This window comes from Prosthecobacter fluviatilis (assembly GCF_055388355.1).
In genome coordinates, this window is sequence record NZ_AP043782.1 from 1,589,738 (window position 1) to 1,608,747 (window position 19,010).

Sequence of the window (19,010 nt, forward strand, 5' to 3'; positions counted from 1 at the left end):
CAATTCCAATACCTATGTCACTTTGCAACTTGCTTCCATGCATTCCACCCGCCCTTGAGCACAAAGGCGTTCTCAATGGGCAATGTCTGCTTCAGCCGCTCAAGAATCTTGCGGCTGGCATCGCACTTGGCAGCATTGCAGTAAATGATGATGGGCTTGGTGTTCGTCTGCAGCGTGTCGAGCAATCCGAAGAGCTGCTCCTCAAAATGCTGCTCGTTCAGCAGCACCGCACCGGGAATGTGCTCCGCCTCATACTGCTCCTGAATGCGGGCGTCGATCCACAGCACTTTGCCCTGCCAGCGCTCCTGGATGAGCTGCATGGAAACTTCATCATTCCTCAGCGGTTCCTGCACCAGGTATAGCGCCGGGGCACGCGGATGCCAGACGTGAGTGGCCCAGGCCGCCGCAGCGGCCAGGAAAACGAGAACCATGGACTGAAGGATCGCGGCAACCATAAAGCGCTCAGATCAGGGCTTGGCCTCCGTAGCTGCAGGGGCGGCTTGCGGCTCCGGCTTCCGCGTGATGGTGAAAAAGGCGAGCTGGTAGCGGTATTTTTCGATCGGGCTGTTGGTCTCGATCTTCAGCGCCCCCATCGTGACATCCTGGGTGTTTTTTGGCTTCACCGTGACGAGATACTCCCTCCCCTCCCTGATCTCTTTCCAGTCGAATTCCACATTCTGCCGGGTCGGCGTGATCTTGATGATCTTCATCGGGTCATTGCCCACAAACTTGACGAGGCAGGCCTTGGATTTCGGATCATCCCCGATCCACCACTGCAGGTTTTTGGGCTGGATGTCCACCACCTCCGGCACTTCCAGGATGAAATTCACCTGCCAGTCCGGCTGCTTGGGGTCGTCCGTGTTGACCGTGATGTGTTTTTCATACCTTCCTTTGAAGGAGGAAACTTTGAAGGTCGCCGTACCCGTGCCCACCTCTCCGGGCTGATACTCCGCCTTGTCCAGCTCAGCGCTCAGGCAGCTGCAGGCGCTGTCCAGCTTGAGCACTTTCACCGGCTTGTCCCCCTTGTTGCGGAATTTGAAAGTGGTCTGCACCTCCTCGTCCTCGGGCTTGGGCTTCAGCTCTATGACGGGCACATCGAGCGCGAGTTCGGCATGCACCGTGGCGGCGAACGCGAACATAAGAAGAGTGAGGCGGCTGGCTTGCATATGAAAATATAGCACATCCCGCCCCCTGGAATGCAAGGCATCTTGACGTACACGGGCAGCCGCGCACCCTGCCCGCCTATGCGATTCGCGATTTGCAACGAGACCTACCAGAACTGGAGTTTTGAAAAAATGTGTGAAGATGCCGCAGCGGCAGGCTATCACGCCATTGAGCTGGCCCCCTTCACCTTGAAGGAGGACCCGCGTGAACTCACCGTCGAGGAGGCGCTGACGTTGTGCGCCAAGGCCAAGTCCTTCGGCCTCGAAATCCTGGGCCTGCACTGGCTGCTGACCAAGCCCACCTGGTTTCACATCACCACGCCGGATGCACTGCAGCGCAAGGAGACGGCGAAGTTTGGCCGCCATCTCGCCCAGTTCTGCGGCGCCACGGGCGGACGCATCATGGTGTGGGGCAGCCCCAAGGCACGCAATGTGCTGCCGGAGTGGAATTATGAAGACGCCTTCAAACGTGCCGCTGACTGCGTACGCGAAGTCGCCGAAGAGTGCGGCAAATACGGCGTCGTGATCGCCATGGAGCCCCTGGGCCGCAAGGAAACCAACTTCCTCAACACCGCCGAGGAAACCATCCGCCTCTGCAAGCTGGTGGACCACCCCTCCTGCAAGCTGCACCTCGACGTGAAGGCCATGAGCGACGAGTCCAAGCCCATCCCCGACATCATCCGCGACAGCAAGGAGTGGACCGTGCATTTCCACACCAACGACCCCAACCTGCGCGGCCCCGGCCAGGGCGAGGTGAAGTATGAGCCCATCATCGCCGCCCTGCGCGAGACGAACTACAATGGCTACCTGAGCGTGGAGGTCTTTGACTACACACCCGATGCGCCCACCATCGCGCGCCAGAGCATCCAGTATCTGAAGCAGGTGATGGGACTTTGATGAGCTGCGCGAGAGCTGCCGCAGCTTTCGTTCATCTTGTTGCCGGGCTCATAAAAAAGCGGGATGGTCCGGAGACCATCCCGCGTGAGGAGAGAGTGAGTAGCTGTGCGCTGCTCAGACAGCCGGATTATTCCTTGGGCTTGTCGGGAGCAGGAGGCGGGGTGGGAGCATCACCTTCCACTGGAGGACGACGGAAGCCGCCGCCTTCACCAGGAGCGCCTCCGGGAGCACCGCCAGGACCACCTTCGGGACGCATGCCCCCAGGACCACCAGGGCCGCCCTGTCCACCACGACCGCGGAACATCTCACGCATTTTTTCCACTCCCTGGGCATATTCCTCTGGAGAGAGAGATCCGTTGGCGTCGGTGTCCATGCGCTTGAAGGCTTCCTTCGGGTCAAACATTCCCATGCCACGGCGTCCGCCCTGGCCTTCGCCTTCGGGGCGCATGCCTGGGCTGCCCTGCGGCGGGCCGCCGGGAGAGCCGCCTTCACCGCCTGGCGGACGGCGGAAGCCTCCACCTTCCCCTGGAGGGCCGCCTTCAGGACGGCGGAAGCCGACCCCTTCTCCTGGAGGACCACCTTCAGGACGGCGCATGCCCTGACCTCCCGGGCCTCCCTGCCCGCCCTGCCGCTGCGCCATCTTGCCAGCTTCTTCCTGATCGATGAGACCATCTCCGTTGCTGTCCATCTGGCCAAAGCGCTCATCGCTCATCTTCCTGCTCATGACGGCAAACTCTTCCTTGTTGATTTTGCCATCGCCATTCGTGTCCAGGCGTTTGACGAATTCTGCGGCACGCCCGGCTGCATCTCCCCCTCCGGGACCACCAGGGCCGCCAGGAGGACGTCCGGGAGCACCACCTTCACGGGGAGGCTGAGGAGCACCCTCTGGCGGCGGGCCTTTGGGCGCATCCTGCGCGATGGAGAAGCAGGCAAGGCTCAGAAGACTGAACCCGCAGAGGAATGTTTTTTTGAGTTTCATATCGTGCGTGAGTTTGGTTATTGAAAGCACGCCGACTCAAACAAGGTGGTGCAGCAATGGTTGCGCAGTTTGCAGAAGTTTTTTCACGCCAGCTCCGCCAGCAGCGCCTGATTGAGACGCACACCGGCAATGAAGTTGTCGATGGGAAAGTTCTCATTCGGCGCATGCGCCTGGCAGTCTGGCAGCGCGAGTCCGAGCAGCAGCGTGTCGGCATGCAGCACGTCTTTAAACGCCTGCACGATGGGGATGCTGCCACCTTCGCGGATGAGCGCGGTCTTGTCTCCAAACACCTTTTTCAGCGCACGCTGCGCAGCGCTGCCCAGCGGAGAATGCGGGTCCATGATGTACGGCATGCCGGTATGGCCGGGCTTGATCTCCAGACGCACGCCCTTGGGCAGATGGGCGCGCAGATGCGCGGCGGCACGCTCCAGAATGACATCGGGATGCTGGTCCGGCACGAGGCGGAAGGAGAGCTTCACAAAGGCCTCGCGGCCGATGACGGTCTTGGAGCCCTCTCCCTGATAACCACCGCCGATGCCGTTCACCTCTGCCGTGGGCCTTGCCCAGCGGCGCTCGCGCTCGGTGTAGCCGGGCTCGCCAAAGAGTGCAGGAGAGCCGGTGAGTTCGAGCATCTCGGCATCGCCATCTCCCAGCTCGTTCCACGCTTTGCGCTCCCAGTCCTGCACGGGGCGCACGCCGTCATAAAAGCCGCCGATCATCACGCGTCCTTCGTCATCGTGCAGCGTGGCGGTGAGCCGTGCGGCAGCGGTGACGGGATTGGCAATGGCACCGCCAAAGATGCCGCTGTGCAAATCGATCGACGGACCGTAAACTTTGGCCTCCATGCAGGCGATGCCGCGCAGGCCGTAGGTGAAGGTGCCCACGCCGGGGGCCACCATGCCTGTGTCTGAGATGGCCACCACGTCGCACTTCAGCTCCTCGCGATGCTGCTGCAAAAACGGCTTGAGGTTCGGGCTGCCGATCTCCTCTTCCCCCTCAAAGAGCACGGTGAGATTCACCGGCAGGTCGGCGTGCTGCGCCAGTGTTTCGGCAAGGCCCTGCACGTGGGCCATGAGCTGGCCCTTGTTGTCCGTGGCGCCACGGCAGTAGATGCGGCCATCGCGGATGGTGGGCTCAAAGGCGGGCGTCTTCCACTCGGCCAGCGGCTCGGCGGGCTGCACATCGTAGTGCCCGTAGAGCAGCACCGTGCGGCGTCCGGGGATGTGCTTGTTTTTCACCAGCACCACCGGATGCCCGGGCGTCTCATGCAGTGCGCCGCTGAGCCCCATGGAGCGCAGATGCGCCAGCAACCACTCGGCACAGGCGCGTGTATCAGCGCGGCGAGTGGAGTCGGTGGAGACGGAGGGAAAACGCAGACAGGTCAGCAGATGGTCAAGGCCGGGGGGATTCATGGTGAAGGAATGACGAATGCAGCAGCCAATAGGTCAAGCGCTACCGCCAAAGCAAATTCGTCCTCGTCCTCGAACTCGATCCTGATGCAGGGCCGGAATCAATGCCAGCAAGCCAGCCTCTTTCCTCACTTCAGCTTCTTCACCTCCACCTCGTCCACGCTGCCCTTCCCTCCGTAGAGGTTGAGCAGCACGCCGGCCTTGGGGCCCTGAGTAAGTTCGGTTTTGAACTCGATTACGGTCTGGTCATTCACCAGCACAGTGATCTTGTCGCCTTTGGACTCAAAGGCCACGCGCTGCCATTCTTTGGCGGCATCCGCGCGGATGTTGGCGGTTTTGAGATTGGTCTGGCTCTCCACATCGCGCACGGCCACCACGCCCTTTGGGGTCACGGCGATGTTGATCTTGCGCTGCGCGCCGGGACGCTCTCCAGGCGCGTAAAAACCGAAGGCGATCCATGAGCAGGTCCAGGGCTTGACCAGGAGCTGGATGGAGGCGTCTTCCACCGGAGCGTCAAACGCACGCCAGATGACGGCCCCTTTCGCCGCTGCCTGATCCATGAGCAGCGTGCCGGCGGCGGCCTCAAACTTTGCCGCCTGCTCGCCTTTCGCAAAGGTCCACTTTTCGTCCAGCTTCTCCGCCTTGAAGTCATCGGCCAGGATGACATCGCCCTTCAGGCGCATGGGCTTCGGGGGCTTCTTCTCCGCCGCGTGCGCTGTGGTGAGAGCGAGCAGGAGACAGAGAAGAAGGTGGAGCTTCATGGCTGGCGGAGGCATTGAAATTAGTGCTTCACTTCACCTTCCGGGCCGTGTGTGGGCGGGCGGAAGAAGAGGGCCAGCAGCACGATGCCCGCCAGCGCCATACCGGTCGGCACCAGGAAGAGCTTGTGGTAGTCCACCAGGCCGTCATGCGTGTAGCTGGCCACCAGCTGCGGGAAGATCTTGCTGGCCACCACCATGCCGATGCCGAGGATCAGCAGATTGAACAAACCTTGTGCGCTGGAGCGAATGTCTTTGGGGAAGACAGCGTCCACAAAGATGTAAACCGTCACAAAGAAGAAGGCGTAGCAGATGCCGTGCAGCACCTGCACCGCGATGATGAGCCACTGGTTCTCCGGCGTGCCGAAGAAGGCAAAGATGCTGAAGCGCGCCGCGTGGCCGATGATGCCGATGATGAGCGTGCTCTTCCAGCCGATCTTCTTGAGCACCGAGCCGAGGATGAGCATGGTCAGGATCTCCGCCACCTGCCCGATGCTGCTGACGACCATGCTCATGTTGGCCGAGATGCCCACGCGCTGCAGGAAGGGGTCGATCACCACAAAGTAGCCGTTGTGGATGGTGGAGTCGATGAAGGTGACGATGAAGAGCACCAGCACGAAGGGATTGCCGAGAAGTTTGAGCGCCTTGATCCAGGCCACCTTGTCCATGCCTTCGGCGTCCTTGCGCGGCGGGGTGTGAGGCAGCGTGAGGCTGAAGGCCGCCAGCACCAGGGAGATGATGCCCGCCACGATGAAGACCCACTTGGTCTCAGAGGCGCCGGCTTTCTCGCTCAGCAGGAAGATGAAGGGCCAGCTGACGATGATCCAGCCGATGGTGCCGCCCATGCGCACAAATCCAAAGTCCTTGGCCGGGTCCTTGAGATTGGCAAAGGCCAGCGAATTGGTGACGGAGATCGTGGGCACATACAGCAGGCAGTACACCACGAAGCAGGAGAAGAAGGGCCAGAAGGAGGTCTGGAAGGCCGTGGCGATGAGCGCAATGCCGCCCACCAGATGGCTGAAGGCCAGGAAGCGCTCGGCAGAGAAATTGCGGTCGGCAAACTGGTTGCTGAAGAAAATGCCCACGATGGAGGCGATGCCGAAGGAGCTGCCCACCAGCCACTGCTGATCCGGCGTGAAATTCAGCATGCCCATGTAGGAAAAGATTTTGATCTGCCATGCCCCCCAGATGGCGATCTCTAAAATCATCATGAGGAAAAGCTTGAACTTGATGGACGATTGCGCGGGAGAGGCGGTCATAAGTGGGCGCGAGGCTAGGGAGAGCGCCGTATCTTGGCAAGGACAAAACCACTCCTGGCTTGAGCCTGGCAAAAGCCGGTGATATTTAGAAAGAATATGGTCCGCAAAATCGTCCGCTATCCCGAACCGGTGCTCCGCGCCAAATGCCGTCCTGTCACCGAAGTGACGCCCGAAATCCGTACCCTGGCGGAGGACATGCTGGAGACCATGAAGGAGGCCAATGGCGTCGGTCTCGCCGCCCCACAGGTGGCCGTGGACGTGCAGCTCGCCGTCATCGATGTCTCCCATAATCCGGACTGCATCACCTACATGAAGGTAAACGGCGAGAAGGTGGACATGGTGAAGCACATGCCGATCGTGTTCATGAATCCCATCCTGGACCTCGGCAAGGACAAGGAGATCGGCGAAGAAGGCTGCCTCAGCTTCCCCCGCCTGCGCGGAGACATCCGCCGCTCCAGCGAGGTCAAGGTGACCTACATGGATCTGGACGGCAAAACCGTCACCGTGGAGGCAGACGGCCTGCTCGGACGCGCCTTTCAGCACGAGATCGACCACCTCAACGGCATCCTCTTCATTGACCGCCTCAACGCGGTGGCCAAGGTGGGCATGAAGCGCAAGCTGGCCCGCCTGATGCAGGAGTGGGAAGAGGACGACGAGTAGCCCGGCGGCAAGATGGCAGGCGCAAAGGCTGTATAGGATCCCTGCCATGAACTTCCACCCAAACGCCGTTTCTCCTTCAGATTTGAATCCCCCGGCCTGCCCAGAATGCGCTGCACAGAGCGCTCCGGGCCCATACCTGGGGCGTCGTGATTTCATGCGCGCACTCTCTGGCAGTGCGCTGGGAGCCATGGCGGCATCCTCCCTGCCATCTGCTTTTGCCGCACCGGCAGAAGCACCGCGCAAGGCCAGGCCGGCGGAGGAACTCATTCGTGAGCTTTTTGCCACGCTGACTGCCGAGCAGAAAACCGCCGTAGTGCGCCCCTGGGACCATGGTGCCGAGGCAGGTGGCCTCCCCACGCGACTCAAGACACACAATGCCGCGCCGCTGGGCAAAAAGCTGAGCGAGCAGTTCACCGCACCTCAGCAGGATCTGATCAAACAAACCTTCAAGTCCATCCTCTCCGGCGACGAGGCCTACGACCGCATCAGCCGCCATGGCAAGTGGGACAGCAGCGGCTCCTTTGAGGGCAACGGCATCGCCATCTTCGGCGATCCCTCCGGCAAAGATCCCTTCTCCTGGGTCTTCGCCGGGCACCACCTGACCCTGCGCTGCGATGGCAATTCCCAGCCCAACACCGCCTTTGGCGGCCCCATGTACTACGGCCACTCCGCCAACGGCCACAGCGAGAACAATGTCTACAACGACCAGACCCGCGAAGTGATGAGCGTCTTTGACATGCTCAATGAACCTCAGCGCAAGCAGGCCGTCATCGTCGGCTCTCCAGGTGATGGCGTGGGCGCGCTCACCCCCAAGCTTGTGGCCAAACCCGCCACCGGCGTCGGTTACGCAGATCTCGATGAATCCCAGCGCAAACTGGTCGCCGATGTGATGCGCAAGCTTCTCAACCCCTTCCGCCAGGAAGACGGCGACGAAGTGATGCAGCTCATCAAGACCAACGGCGGCATGGAAAAACTGCGCCTCGCCTTCTACAAGGACAACGCGGAAAAAGGCAACGACCGCTGGGACGCCTGGCGCATCGAAGGCCCCGGCTTCGTCTGGAACTACCGCGTCCTACCCCACGTCCACTGCTTCGTGAACGTCGTCGGCCAGGCCTGAGTCCCTCAGACTTCCCGGGACACGCAGCGCCACATCTGCGCAGCAAAATCCGGCCCATCATGCCTTCCTCTGCGTTTTTCAAATCTCTGCGGTGCAAATCGGCCTGTCTCTTGTGGTGATCCGGATGCCCCTTTCAGTCACCTTCAGCGGGCTGCTGCTCGGCAGCCTGGCTGGAGCGGCTGACGTGCCCGCACCCGATTTCAAAAAAGACATCCTCCCCGTCTTTGAAGAGAAGTGCATCCGCTGCCACGGCGCAAAACGCCGCGGTGGCAGGCTGGACATGCGCACCCTGTCAGCCCTGCTCGAAGGTGGCGACACCGGCCCGGCCCTCAAACCCGGCAACGCGAAAAAAAGCCTCCTCATCGAGCTGATCCACTACAAAGAAATGCCGCCCAAAAAGGAAGGCCCCTTTATCACCCCCGCAGAACTCGAAATGCTACGCCGATGGATCGACACCATGTCAGGCGGCAGTATTTGAGCATCGTCCGCCCTTGTCGTGGTTCGAATCGATAATCAGGATACTCTGTCCTGAAGGCTGGCGGAACTGGCTTTGCCTAGGCCGATGAATCGGCTCCTGCCATCACCTTCAAATGGAGCCAGCAGTCGGGGTCGAACCGACGACCTGCGGTTTACAAAACCGCTGCTCTACCACTGAGCTATGCAGGCACATTCGTGAGGGGCCATCATAATAAACGCGTGCTTTCATTCGGCAAATGGATTTACAACAGGATTAGACAGGGAATGATCCCCACCCGCCCCATGCTCATCACCAGCTCCTCCAACGAACGCATCAAACACGCCCGCCGCGTGCGCGAAGGGCGCGAGCGTGATCTGATCTTTGTCGAGGGCGAGCGTCTCGTTGGTGAGTGCCTTTCCTCTGGGCTTGGCTTGCACGCCTGCTTCACCTCCGCAGCCCCCTCCCCCGCCCAGCAGGTGCTGCTCGAGCGCATCTCCTGCCCGGTGCATCAGCTTTCCGAGTCTGTGATGGAATCCCTCGGCGACACCATGTCCACCCAGGGCATCATCGTCATCGCCGAGCGTCCGCAGCCGTCGCTGGACAGCTTCTTCGCCAGCCCCGCCCCACTCATCCTCGGACTGGACCGCATCCAGGACCCCGGAAACTTCGGCACCCTGGTGCGCACTGCAGAGTCTGCCGGTGCCAGCGGCATCTTTTCCTTTGCTGGCTCCACGGACGCCTACTCGCCCAAAACCCTGCGCAGCTCCATGGGCTCCGCCTTCCGCCTGCCCATCCTGCCAGACGTCTCCGGCCTCGGCGTGCTGGAGACCTGCCGCAGCCGTGGCATCAAAACCGTCGTCGCCACCGGCGAGGCCGATCTCCTCCACTACGACTACGACTGGCGCCAGCCGACGCTCTTGATTCTGGGCAATGAGGGACGCGGCGCGAGCGCGGACATCATGCGAGCCTGCGACACCCGGGTCCGCATTCCCCTGCATGCGCCAGTGGAATCTCTGAACGTGGCGGCGGCAGGTTCGGCGATTTTGTTTGAGGCAGTGCGGCAGCGCGGCTTGCGATAAAGCAAACAGCCCGGCTGGCTTTCACTTTCGGATGGTACGTTGATCCAGGTCGGCTTCGAGAACCTTGCCGATGAGCAGTGTGATCTGAGCCTGGAACCGATCATGAGCGGACGACTCCCCTTGAAGCACCAGCCTGGATCCGTCTTCATCCCCGTCCATGAGGCGCAGGCCCATGGCCTCAAGGCGCCGGTCCATTTTTTTGAAGAGAGCGCCATTTTGAATCAACTCGGAAACATCTGCGCCTTCCCGCAAGGGCTCCCCCAAAATGAAGGCAAGGAGAGCGGGGCTCATGCGATATTCCCTGGATTCAAACTCGGCATCTTCCATGACCGATCGAATTTGCAGCCGTCCCTCCCGCAGCCTGGTCTTGCAGATATAAAGCTCGCAGAGATGCTGGATGGAAACGATCAGCGGGCTGTCTTTTGAAAGAACCAGAGGCGTTTCTGAGGCGGCCAAAGTCTTTCTGGCAGCCGCCGACCATTCGACCTTTGCGCTGAGAAACGCTGCCTCCGTGCTCGGAAGAGCTGAAAGGATCCGGTTCACCTCCGTTTCCAGGTCTCCCTTTAAATTGAGCGTTTGTTCCGGCGATGCTGACAAAAGCAAAGCCTCCAAACTGACCTCCTTTGCCCAGCCAGGTTCCGCGAACACAAACACCCAGCTAAGAAGCAACAGCGAGCCCAGTGTTTTCATACGGTTTGAGGTGCGAGCTTACGTGACATGGCGCCGAACGCCCATGGACCAGCATAGCAATCCCATTCGCATTGCTATCGAAAACTGCGCCTCGCAGTTCGAAGGAGAGTCACCCGATCTCCGGCAGCTTCCACTCCCCGCGGAAAGGCCGCGCATTCATGAGGACATTCGCCGCTTCATCATTCGCAAAGCTCTCCGTCTTCGGATCCCACACCAGCTTGCGCTTCGCCTTCAGCGCCATCGCCGTCAGTTGCGGCAGTGTGTCCGAACGCACTGCCGTCTCGATGTCACAAATCGCCCGCTGCTTGTTCTTGATCGCATCCACAAAGTTGCGGGTGTGTTCGAGGCTGGCGATGAGCTTGATGGGCATCGTCCCTTCCTTGTTCGCGGGATCGCGCAGGAGCGCGTCATCACTCGCCTTGATGTTGCCGCGCAGCACATGCACCCAGCCGTTTTCGCCGATGAAGCGCGTGCCGTGGCCGATGTCCATGTTCTTCTCGTTCACAAAGGTGATCGGCGCGGCGTTTGCATACTCCATGCGCACCTTCCACGTCAGCACGGCATCGCAGCCGCCTTTGTCAGGATAGGTGGCCTCCGCCTCCACGCTCACAGGGCCGGTGTCATCCGTGCCATTGCCCCACTGAGCGATGTCCAGATGATGAATGCCCCAGCAAGAAATCATGCCGAGCGAAAAATTTGTGAGGTTCTCGTGGTTGTCGCGCTTGAGCTTGCCCTCGTTAAATGTCGTCATCGGCGCAGGTCCCACCCAGCGCTCCCAGTCCACGTAGTCCGGCACTGGCTGCTCGGGGAAATCAGGCCCGATCTTGCCTCCCGGCACGCCCACCTGGATCTCCTTCAGTTTTCCGAGGCGGGCGTTCTGAGCCAGCTCGCAGGCCCAGCGAAACTTCAGATCGCTGCGCTGCTGAGTGCCGAACTGGAACACCACGCCTGTCTTTTTCACGGCCGCGCGCACGTGCTTGGACTCCTGCATGGACATGCCCATCGGCTTCTCATGGTAGATGTGCTTGCCATTCAGAATGGCATCCGTGGCCGGAATGCTGTGCCAATGCACCGGCAGCGCCATCAGCACCGCGTCGATGGACTTGTCACGGTTCAACTCGCGGAAATCACTCATCACTTTCAGATCCGCGCTGCCATACCGCTCCGCCACCGCCTGCTGCGCGCGCTCGATGCACTTCTTGTTCACATCGCACACCGCCGTCACGCGCACATCGTCGTGATTCAGGAAGGCCCGCATGTCATGCGTGCCCTGAGCGCCCACGCCGATGACACCGAGCGTGATCTTGTTGGACGGTGCTGTCTGCGAGCGCAGCACATGCGCTGGCACAAACACCGGAGCGACACCTGTGGCGATGATCTGGGAGAGAAAGGAGCGGCGTGTCTTCATGGCTGAATTCTTCAATGCTACGAAACCCGCCCCTATGTTTTGAAGGACAAACTTTGGGTGGAATCAGACGCCGACATCCGAAACTTGCGCCCACTCGTTCCCACCTGCACATCTCAGCATGTCAGAAAACTCTTTCGATTTCATCGTCATCGGCGGCGGCAGCGGTGGCTACGCAGCAGCCCGCACCGCCCACAGCGCCGGACTGCGTGTGGCCGTGATCGATGGCGCATCCGAACTCGGCGGCCTATGCATCCTGCGCGGCTGCATGCCCAGCAAGACGCTCATTGAGTCCGCAAACCGCCAGCTCCACATCCGCCATGCAGCGGAGTTTGGCCTCAAGGCCACCTCCCACGGTGTGGACATCCGCGCCATCCGCGACCGCAAGCGCACCCTCATCGCCGACTTTGCCGGCTATCGCCAGGGCCAGCTCGAAGACGGCCGCTTTGCCCTGCATCGCGGTCACGCGCGCTTCATCGATGCCCACACGCTGGAAGTTTCTCCGCGCGATGGCTCACCCACATACCAGCTCACCGCCAAGAGCTTCTGCATCGCCACCGGGTCGGAGGTCTTTGTGCCAGACGTGCCCGGCCTCGCCGAAACCGGCTTCTGGACCAGCGATGACGTGCTGGACACTGACAGCCTGCCCAAATCCATCGCCGTGCTCGGCGGTGGTGCCATCGGCCTGGAAATGGCCCATTATCTGGAGGCTATGGGCTGCGCCGTCACCCTCATCCAGCGCAATGCCCAGCTGCTCACCGGCCTCGACCGCGAATGCAGCGATGTCATTGCCAAAGCCTACTCTGAGCGCGGCATGAAGGTGCATCTTGGCACCCATCTGAACAGCATTGTCGCCATCAAGGACAAGAAGCTCATCGAGTTCACTGTCTCTGGCCACACGCAAGCAGTGCAGGTGGATCAGGTGCTGCTCGCCATGGGCCGCCAGCCTGCCACACATGGCCTGGATCTCACAGCCGCCAGGGTCTCCCAGCACAAAACCAAAGTCGTCGTCAATGACCGCATGCAGACCTCCCAGCCGCACATCTTCGCCGCCGGAGACGTGTGCAGCCCGCTGGATGTCGTCCACATTGCCATTCAGCAGGGAGAGATCGCCGCGCGCAATGCAGCAAGACTCATTCGAGACGAAACCGCCGATGAAACCATCGACTACCGCCTCACGCTTTTCGGCGTCTTCTCGCACCCGCAAGTCGCCGTCGTCGGTGCCACCACGGAAAAACTGCGTGCACAGGGCATCCCATTCCTCGAGGCCAGCTATCCCTTCAATGACCACGGCAAATCCATGGTCATGGGAGAGATGGCAGGATTTGTGAAGATGCTCGCGAACAAAGAAACCGGCGAGATCCTCGGTGCCTGCGTCGTCGGTCCTGAAGCGACGGAGTTGATCCATGAAATCGTCATCGCCATGAATTTCCGCTCCACCGTGCAGCAGTTCATGGCCATCCCTCATTATCACCCCACGCTGAGCGAGATCTGGACGTATCCGGCGGAGGAGATCGCGGACCAGATGGCGGAATGATCCCCGCAGGATAAGACATAACTCTGGCATAATGAGGCACAGGGTTCGCCCGTTGAATGAGGAGCCTCATTCCAACCATGCGCCGAGCCCTCTGTCTCCTGCTGGCCTTCCCTGCCCTCCTGCGGGCAGAGTCTGCCAAACTCAAATACAACCGCGATGTGCGGCCCATTCTCAATGAGAAGTGCTTCCACTGCCACGGCCCGGATGCCGCGCATCGCAAAGGAGACCTCCGTCTCGATCTACGCGAGGACGCGCTGAAGCCCGCCAAGTCTGGAGAAACCGCCCTCGTCCCCGGCCAGCCGGACAAGAGCCAGCTCATCGCCCGCGTGGAGCTGTCCCACGGTGACGATGACGTCATGCCGCCGGACAAGGACGGCAAACCGCTCACCGCCGAGGAAAAGGCCATCCTGCGCCAGTGGATCACGGAAGGCGCGGAGTACCAGGGCCACTGGGCCTTCATCAAGCCCGAGCGCGCTCCCGTGCCGGAGATCAAGGATCCCCAATTCACCATCCGCAATCCCATCGACGCCTTCATCGCCGAGCGCCTGCAGGAGGAAAAACTCACCCCATCCCCCGAGGCCGACCGCGCCACGCTGCTGCGCCGTGTGACGCTCGATCTCACCGGCCTGCCGCCCACGCTGGAAGAAATCGCCGCCTTTGAAAAAGACACATCTCCGCAGGCCTACGAAAAGGTGGTGGACCGCCTCTTAAAATCCGAGCACTACGGCGAGCGCATGGCCATGCAGTGGCTGGACTTCGCCCGCTTCGCCGACAGCCACGGCTTTCAGACCGACAGCAGCCGCGCCATGTGGCCCTGGCGTGACTGGGTCATCAAGGCCTTCAACGACAACAAGCCTTTCGATCAGTTCACACTCGAACAGATCGGCGGCGACCTGCTGCCCAATGCCACCCGCGAGCAAGTCGTGGCCACCGGCTTCAATCGCAATCACCGCCTCAATGGCGAAGGCGGCATCATCGCCGAAGAGTGGCGCATCGAAAACATCATCGACCGCGTGGAGACCACCAGCTTCACCTGGCTGGGCCTCACGCTGAACTGCTGCCGCTGCCACGACCACAAATACGATCCCTTCACGCAGAAGGACTTTTACTCCCTCTTCGCCTTCTTCAACAACATCACCGAAAGCGGCACCATTCAGGGCAGCTCCAATCGCAGCGGCGGCAACTCCGAGCCTGCAATCTCCGTGCCGGATGCCGAGGAGGAAAAGCAGCTCGCGCTGCTGCGCAAAAAGATCGACGCCGCGCAGGCGAAGGTGACCGAGACGCAGCTCCAGCTACCCAATCTAGTGGCAAGCTGGGAGGCTGATATGGAAAATCCTGAAGCCGCGAAAAAGCCCATGTGGGAAGTGCTTCCCATCACTGAAGCCAAATCCCAGGGCAAAGCCTCTCTGCGCAAGCTGCCCGATGCCTCATGGATCGCCGGTGGGCGCAATCCAGACTCCGACATCTACACCCTCACCGCCCCGCTGGCAGAGGGCAGCTTCACCGGCCTGCTGCTGGAAGCCCTGCCAGACCCCACACTGCCAAATCAAAGCCTGGGCCGCGCGACCAATGGCAATTTCGTCCTCACCGGCATCGAGGCCACGCTCAGCGCTCCCAGCTTGAAACAGCCTATGAAAATCACCTTCACCCGCGCCGAGGCCGACTACGCGCAAAAAGGCTACGATGTGAAGCTGCTGCTCGACAAAGATCCCAAGAACGGATGGGCCATCGATGGCAACGACCCGCAGAAGCGCGTGGAGCGCAATGCCATGTTCATCGTGGACAAAGCCGTGCGCGTGCCTGCCGGGGCCACCCTCACCGTGCGCCTGCTCCAGCAGTCCAAGTTTGCCGGTCACAATGTCGGCCGCTTCCGCCTCTCAAGCACCAATGCCGAGCCCGCTCTGGCCAGCCTCGACGGCACTGGCGGCCCGCCTGCCGCCGTGCTGGCCATCATGAAAACCCCCACCGAAAACCGCACGCCGCAGCAGCGCAGCGAGCTGGAGAAATACTACCGCGCCAGTGTGGACAGCCCCCTGCGCGATGCCGACTACGCCCTCGCCGCCGCCAAGGCCGAGATGGAGAAATTCGAACGCACCGTCCCCTCCGTGATGGTGATGAAAGAAGGCCCCGTGCGCGATGCCTTCGTGCTGAAACGCGGCGAGTATGACAAGCCCGGCGACAAGGTCAGCATGACCACGCCCGCCGTGCTGCCACCCATGCCCAAGAACGCGCCGCCAAACCGCCTCGGCCTGGCGCAGTGGATTGTGTCACCTGAAAATCCACTGACCTCCCGCGTGTGGGTGAACCGCGCCTGGGAAAAATTCTTCGGCTACGGTTTGTGCAAATCTTCGGAGAACCTCGGCACGCAGTCAGAGTATCCGGTGCATCCAGAGCTGCTCGACTGGCTGGCCACCGAGTTCATCCGCCTCGGCTGGGACATGAAGGCCATGCAAAAGCTCATCGTCATGAGTGCCACGTATCGTCAGTCGTCCAAGCTCACGCCCGCATTGCTGGAAAAAGATCCTGAGAACCGCCTCCTCGCACGCGGCCCGCGCTTCCGCCTTCCCGGCGAAGTCGTGCGCGATCAGGCGCTGGCCATCGCCGGACTGCTCGTGCCAAAAATCGGCGGCCCCAGCGTGAAGCCCTACATGCCCGAAGGCGTGTGGGATGAAACAAGCAAATACGGCGACCTGCGCGGCTACAAGGCGGACACCGGCGAAGGTCTCTACCGCCGCAGCTTCTACACCATCTGGAAGCGCACCGCCGCACCGCCCACCATGCTGCTCTTTGATGCCCCCACGCGCGAGATCTGCACCGTCAAACGCAGCCGCACGAATACCCCGCTGCAGGCGCTCTCGCTGCTCAATGAGATCACCTTTGTGGAAGCCGCGCGCTCCCTTGCCCAGCAGATGATGCAGCACGGCGGCACCACCCCGGAGCAGCGCATCGCCTACGGCTACCAGCGCGCCACCGGTCGCAGCATCGAGCCCGCAGCGCTCAAGCAGCTCGCCGCAGGCGTGCAGAAGCGCATCTCCGAATTCCAGGCCAAGCCCGCCGAGGCCACCGCGCTCATCGCCCAGGGTACCACCAAGGCGGATGCCTCGCTCAATCCTTCAGAGCTGGCAGCTTATACCACGACCGCCTCCGTCCTTCTCAACCTCGACCGCGTCATCACCCGCGACTGATATGAATCCCTCCCTTCAACTTCAGGACCGGCTCAACCGCCGCATCTTCCTCAAGAACTCCTCCGCCGCCATCGGTGCAGCGGCTCTCGGTTCTCTGCTGCAGGATGAAGCCCGCGCCGCCGCCCCCACGCGCTTCTTCCCCAACTTTGCGCCCAAGGCCAAACGCATCATCTACCTTTTCCAGTCAGGCGCGCCGTCACAGATGGATCTCTTTGATCCCAAGCCGCAGATGGAAAAGCACCGTGCCGAGGATCTGCCTGCCAGCATTCGCCAGGGGCAGCGCCTTACCACCATGACCTCGGGTCAGAAGGCCTTCCCCGTCGCTCCATCCATCTTCAAATTCGCCCAGCACGGCCAGGGCGGTGTCTGGCTCAGCGAACTATGGCCGCATCTCTCCACCGTGGCCGATGAGATGTGCGTCATCCGCTCCATGTTCACGGAGGCGATCAATCACGATCCCGCCATCACCTTCTGCCAGACTGGCTCACAGCTCGCAGGCCGCCCCAGCATCGGCGCATGGCTCAGCTACGGCCTTGGCAGCGCCAATCACGACCTGCCTGCGTATGTCGTCATGACTTCCTTCGGCACCGGCCGTCGCGATGACCAGCCGCTCTACGACCGCCTCTGGGGCAGCGGCTTCCTGCCCACGCAGCACCAGGGCGTGCGCTTCCGCAATTCGGGCGACCCCGTTCTCTATCTTTCCAATCCCGCCGGCGTGGACCGCCCCATGCGCCGCCAGATGCTGGATGAGTTGGCCGCTCTGAATCAGCGCGACTTCGAATCCTTTGGCGATCCCGAAACCGCCGCGCGCATCTCTCAGTATGAAATGGCATTTCGTATGCAGATGAGCGTGCCGGATCTGGTGGACACCTCCAAGGAACCCCAGCACGTGCTCGACAGCTACGGACCCGATGTGAAGAAGCCCGGCACCTACGCTGCCAATTGCCTCCTCGCACGCCGCCTGGCCGAGCGCGATGTGCGCTGCATCCAGCTCTTCCACATGGGCTGGGACCACCACGGCGGTCTGCCCAATGCCATCCGCGGTCAGTGCCGCGACACCGACCAGCCCACCGCTGCACTCATCAAAGACCTGAAACAGCGCGGCCTGCTGGATGACACCCTCATCGTCTGGGGCGGCGAATTCGGCCGCACCATCTACTCACAAGGAACCCTCACCGCCACCAACTACGGCCGTGATCACCACCCCCGCTGCTACTCCCTTTTCATGGCAGGAGCCGGCGTCAAAAAAGGCACCACCTACGGCGAAACGGATGACTACAGCTACAACATCGTCCGGGACCCCGTACACGTGCACGACCTCAATGCCACCCTCATGCACCTCCTCGGCATCAATCACGAGCGCCTCAACTACAAGTTCCAAGGCCTCGACATGCGCCTCACCGGCATCGCGGGAAATGTGGTGAAGGGCGTGCTGGCATAGCCATCCCGAATCATCTGCCGCAGGCTGCAGTAGCACGGGCAATCCTGCCCGTGGCGAGCGCGTTCTTTGCGGGCAGGATTGCCCGCGCTACCCATCCTTCCGCTCCCTCTGCCTTGCCCGAAACTCCCCCGGCCCGCACCCGACCTGCCGTGCAAACATCCGGCTGAAGTAGTGCCGGTTTGGAAAGCCAAACTCCACGGCGATTTGATCAATCGTCTTGTCCGTCAGCGCCAGCGCCTCTCCTGCCAGCCTCAGGCGCGTGCTCAGCACATAAGCCGCGGGCGTCTGTCCCAGGTGCTCGCGAAAGGCGCGGATGAAGCGCTCCACGCTCATGCCCGCACGCTCCGCTAAAAACGGATTCGTCAGCCGGCTGTGCGGTGCACGTGCGATGAAGGCCAGCACCGCCGCGATCCTCTCCGGCAATGCCAGTGGTGCGTCGGTCTCCAGCGTGGCAAAGACGGTGTGCAGCAGCGCCGCACTGAGATGATGCAGGCGGTGATCCCTTAGCTCCGTCTGCGGCTGCCGATGCGTAGCCACGAGTTGCCTGAGCATCGGCCGTAGCGCGTCATCCACCGCGATGACGATCGGCTCCGGCACCATCTTCACGCCAGGCCTTGCGGTGGTGAAGTGCAGCCAGAAGTGGCTGGCCCTCACCGGCCCGCAGCAGTCAAACACCGTGTCCGCCGGAATGAGCACCGCGCACTGCGGCCCCAGCGGGATCTTGCGCCGCTGAAAGAGCAGATGACATCCCGGCTTCGGATTGTGGTAAAAGCGCCAGAAAGGCGAGTCCACCCCCTGATGGTTCCAGTCCTCCAGCGCAGGCTGGTAGCCGCTCTCATGGATCAAAAACGGCGTCCATCCGGACTGCGCCACACGAGCCAGATCCACACCCCACGGCGTGGTGTAGTTCAGGTATTTGCGGCGTGCTGGCATGGAAAGGATTGGAAATCAGATACGCCATTGCTCTGAATTTT

Annotated in this window: 17 protein-coding genes and 1 tRNA gene; 8 read left to right on the forward strand and 10 right to left on the reverse strand. The window is 61.4% G+C overall.

All coding sequences use genetic code 11. The annotated features are described in order from the left end of the window. Positions 1-17: 17 nt before the first annotated feature. Entirely contained in the window at positions 18-431 is a 414-nt protein-coding gene (locus tag ACZ5WW_RS06175) for a rhodanese-like domain-containing protein (RefSeq protein WP_377166679.1), read from the reverse strand. A 36-nt stretch (positions 432-467) separates the two neighbouring features. Then, a complete protein-coding gene (locus tag ACZ5WW_RS06180) occupies positions 468-1,139 on the reverse strand; it encodes a DUF1573 domain-containing protein (RefSeq protein WP_377166677.1) in 672 nt (223 codons plus the stop codon). A 105-nt stretch (positions 1,140-1,244) separates the two neighbouring features. On the opposite strand from ACZ5WW_RS06180, the gene ACZ5WW_RS06185 reads away from it, so the two are divergent. Next, on the forward strand, positions 1,245-2,060 hold the full coding sequence (locus ACZ5WW_RS06185) for a sugar phosphate isomerase/epimerase family protein (protein WP_377166675.1): 816 nt from the start codon (positions 1,245-1,247) through the stop codon (positions 2,058-2,060). A gap of 127 nt (positions 2,061-2,187) precedes the next feature. Here ACZ5WW_RS06185 and ACZ5WW_RS06190 read toward each other — a convergent pair whose 3' ends face one another. The 4 genes from ACZ5WW_RS06190 to ACZ5WW_RS06205 all read right to left on the reverse strand — a co-directional run bounded on the left by ACZ5WW_RS06190 (position 2,188) and on the right by ACZ5WW_RS06205 (position 6,465). Beyond that, on the reverse strand, positions 2,188-3,039 hold the full coding sequence (locus tag ACZ5WW_RS06190) for a hypothetical protein (protein WP_377166673.1): 852 nt from the start codon (positions 3,037-3,039) through the stop codon (positions 2,188-2,190). A gap of 83 nt (positions 3,040-3,122) precedes the next feature. Continuing rightward, positions 3,123-4,451 (reverse strand): dipeptidase, encoded by a 1,329-nt coding sequence (locus ACZ5WW_RS06195; RefSeq protein WP_377166671.1) that lies wholly within the window; start codon positions 4,449-4,451, stop codon positions 3,123-3,125. Positions 4,452-4,576: 125 nt separating this feature from the next. Next, a complete protein-coding gene (locus ACZ5WW_RS06200; protein ID WP_377166669.1) occupies positions 4,577-5,209 on the reverse strand; it encodes a hypothetical protein in 633 nt (210 codons plus the stop codon). Positions 5,210-5,229: 20 nt separating this feature from the next. Continuing rightward, positions 5,230-6,465, reverse strand: coding sequence for a nucleoside permease (locus ACZ5WW_RS06205; RefSeq protein WP_377166667.1), 1,236 nt, complete (start codon positions 6,463-6,465; stop codon positions 5,230-5,232). Positions 6,466-6,561: 96 nt separating this feature from the next. On the opposite strand from ACZ5WW_RS06205, the gene def reads away from it, so the two are divergent. From def to ACZ5WW_RS06220, 3 genes are all read left to right on the forward strand, one after another. Further along, positions 6,562-7,125 (forward strand): peptide deformylase, encoded by a 564-nt coding sequence (def, locus tag ACZ5WW_RS06210; protein ID WP_377166665.1) that lies wholly within the window; start codon positions 6,562-6,564, stop codon positions 7,123-7,125. Positions 7,126-7,279: 154 nt separating this feature from the next. Beyond that, the gene (locus ACZ5WW_RS06215) at positions 7,280-8,242 is read left to right on the forward strand and encodes a DUF3500 domain-containing protein (protein ID WP_377166663.1); all 963 of its coding nucleotides are present in this window, start codon (positions 7,280-7,282) and stop codon (positions 8,240-8,242) included. Between the two features lie 124 nt (positions 8,243-8,366). Continuing rightward, on the forward strand, positions 8,367-8,720 hold the full coding sequence (locus tag ACZ5WW_RS06220; RefSeq protein WP_377166661.1) for a c-type cytochrome domain-containing protein: 354 nt from the start codon (positions 8,367-8,369) through the stop codon (positions 8,718-8,720). 113 nt (positions 8,721-8,833) lie between these two features. Here ACZ5WW_RS06220 and ACZ5WW_RS06225 read toward each other — a convergent pair. After that, positions 8,834-8,908 (reverse strand) — tRNA-Thr (locus ACZ5WW_RS06225). A gap of 75 nt (positions 8,909-8,983) precedes the next feature. Between ACZ5WW_RS06225 and ACZ5WW_RS06230 the strand changes: the two genes are divergently transcribed. After that, positions 8,984-9,778 carry a TrmH family RNA methyltransferase gene (locus tag ACZ5WW_RS06230; protein WP_464694218.1) on the forward strand — a complete coding sequence of 265 codons (795 nt, stop codon included), beginning with the start codon at positions 8,984-8,986 and terminating at the stop codon, positions 9,776-9,778. A gap of 21 nt (positions 9,779-9,799) precedes the next feature. Here ACZ5WW_RS06230 and ACZ5WW_RS06235 read toward each other — a convergent pair whose 3' ends face one another. Together ACZ5WW_RS06235 and ACZ5WW_RS06240 are read right to left on the reverse strand one after the other, a co-directional pair. After that, positions 9,800-10,468, reverse strand: a complete 669-nt coding sequence (locus ACZ5WW_RS06235; protein WP_377166657.1) for a hypothetical protein — start codon at positions 10,466-10,468, stop codon at positions 9,800-9,802. A 109-nt stretch (positions 10,469-10,577) separates the two neighbouring features. Continuing rightward, a complete protein-coding gene (locus ACZ5WW_RS06240; protein WP_377166655.1) occupies positions 10,578-11,876 on the reverse strand; it encodes a Gfo/Idh/MocA family protein in 1,299 nt (432 codons plus the stop codon). A 118-nt stretch (positions 11,877-11,994) separates the two neighbouring features. Here ACZ5WW_RS06240 and ACZ5WW_RS06245 point away from each other — a divergent pair, with 118 nt between their 5' ends. The 3 genes from ACZ5WW_RS06245 (at position 11,995) to ACZ5WW_RS06255 (ending at position 18,036) form a co-directional block, all read left to right on the forward strand. After that, positions 11,995-13,410, forward strand: coding sequence for a dihydrolipoyl dehydrogenase family protein (locus ACZ5WW_RS06245; protein WP_377166653.1), 1,416 nt, complete (start codon positions 11,995-11,997; stop codon positions 13,408-13,410). 77 nt (positions 13,411-13,487) lie between these two features. Further along, a complete protein-coding gene (locus tag ACZ5WW_RS06250) occupies positions 13,488-16,595 on the forward strand; it encodes a PSD1 and planctomycete cytochrome C domain-containing protein (RefSeq protein WP_377166651.1) in 3,108 nt (1,035 codons plus the stop codon). 1 nt (position 16,596) lies between these two features. Further along, entirely contained in the window at positions 16,597-18,036 is a 1,440-nt protein-coding gene (locus tag ACZ5WW_RS06255; protein WP_377166649.1) for a DUF1501 domain-containing protein, read from the forward strand. 87 nt (positions 18,037-18,123) lie between these two features. On the opposite strand, the gene ACZ5WW_RS06260 is transcribed toward ACZ5WW_RS06255, so the two are convergent. Then, positions 18,124-18,969, reverse strand: coding sequence for an AraC family transcriptional regulator (locus ACZ5WW_RS06260; protein WP_377166647.1), 846 nt, complete (start codon positions 18,967-18,969; stop codon positions 18,124-18,126). Between the last annotated feature and the right edge of the window lie 41 nt (positions 18,970-19,010).

Coding starts and splice junctions, on each gene's coding strand:
- ACZ5WW_RS06180 (WP_377166677.1), bottom strand. CDS start 1,139: ATGTTCGCGTTCGCCGCCACGGTGCATGCCGAACTCGCGCTCGATGTG.
- ACZ5WW_RS06195 (WP_377166671.1), bottom strand. CDS start 4,451: ATGAATCCCCCCGGCCTTGACCATCTGCTGACCTGTCTGCGTTTTCCC.
- ACZ5WW_RS06215 (WP_377166663.1), top strand. CDS start 7,280: ATGCGCGCACTCTCTGGCAGTGCGCTGGGAGCCATGGCGGCATCCTCC.
- ACZ5WW_RS06235 (WP_377166657.1), bottom strand. CDS start 10,468: ATGAAAACACTGGGCTCGCTGTTGCTTCTTAGCTGGGTGTTTGTGTTC.
- ACZ5WW_RS06250 (WP_377166651.1), top strand. CDS start 13,488: ATGCGCCGAGCCCTCTGTCTCCTGCTGGCCTTCCCTGCCCTCCTGCGG.
- ACZ5WW_RS06200 (WP_377166669.1), bottom strand. CDS start 5,209: ATGAAGCTCCACCTTCTTCTCTGTCTCCTGCTCGCTCTCACCACAGCG.
- def (WP_377166665.1), top strand. CDS start 6,562: ATGGTCCGCAAAATCGTCCGCTATCCCGAACCGGTGCTCCGCGCCAAA.
- ACZ5WW_RS06175 (WP_377166679.1), bottom strand. CDS start 431: ATGGTTCTCGTTTTCCTGGCCGCTGCGGCGGCCTGGGCCACTCACGTC.
- ACZ5WW_RS06260 (WP_377166647.1), bottom strand. CDS start 18,969: ATGCCAGCACGCCGCAAATACCTGAACTACACCACGCCGTGGGGTGTG.
- ACZ5WW_RS06185 (WP_377166675.1), top strand. CDS start 1,245: ATGCGATTCGCGATTTGCAACGAGACCTACCAGAACTGGAGTTTTGAA.
- ACZ5WW_RS06230 (WP_464694218.1), top strand. CDS start 8,984: ATGATCCCCACCCGCCCCATGCTCATCACCAGCTCCTCCAACGAACGC.
- ACZ5WW_RS06240 (WP_377166655.1), bottom strand. CDS start 11,876: ATGAAGACACGCCGCTCCTTTCTCTCCCAGATCATCGCCACAGGTGTC.
- ACZ5WW_RS06190 (WP_377166673.1), bottom strand. CDS start 3,039: ATGAAACTCAAAAAAACATTCCTCTGCGGGTTCAGTCTTCTGAGCCTT.
- ACZ5WW_RS06245 (WP_377166653.1), top strand. CDS start 11,995: ATGTCAGAAAACTCTTTCGATTTCATCGTCATCGGCGGCGGCAGCGGT.
- ACZ5WW_RS06220 (WP_377166661.1), top strand. CDS start 8,367: ATGCCCCTTTCAGTCACCTTCAGCGGGCTGCTGCTCGGCAGCCTGGCT.
- ACZ5WW_RS06255 (WP_377166649.1), top strand. CDS start 16,597: ATGAATCCCTCCCTTCAACTTCAGGACCGGCTCAACCGCCGCATCTTC.
- ACZ5WW_RS06205 (WP_377166667.1), bottom strand. CDS start 6,465: ATGACCGCCTCTCCCGCGCAATCGTCCATCAAGTTCAAGCTTTTCCTC.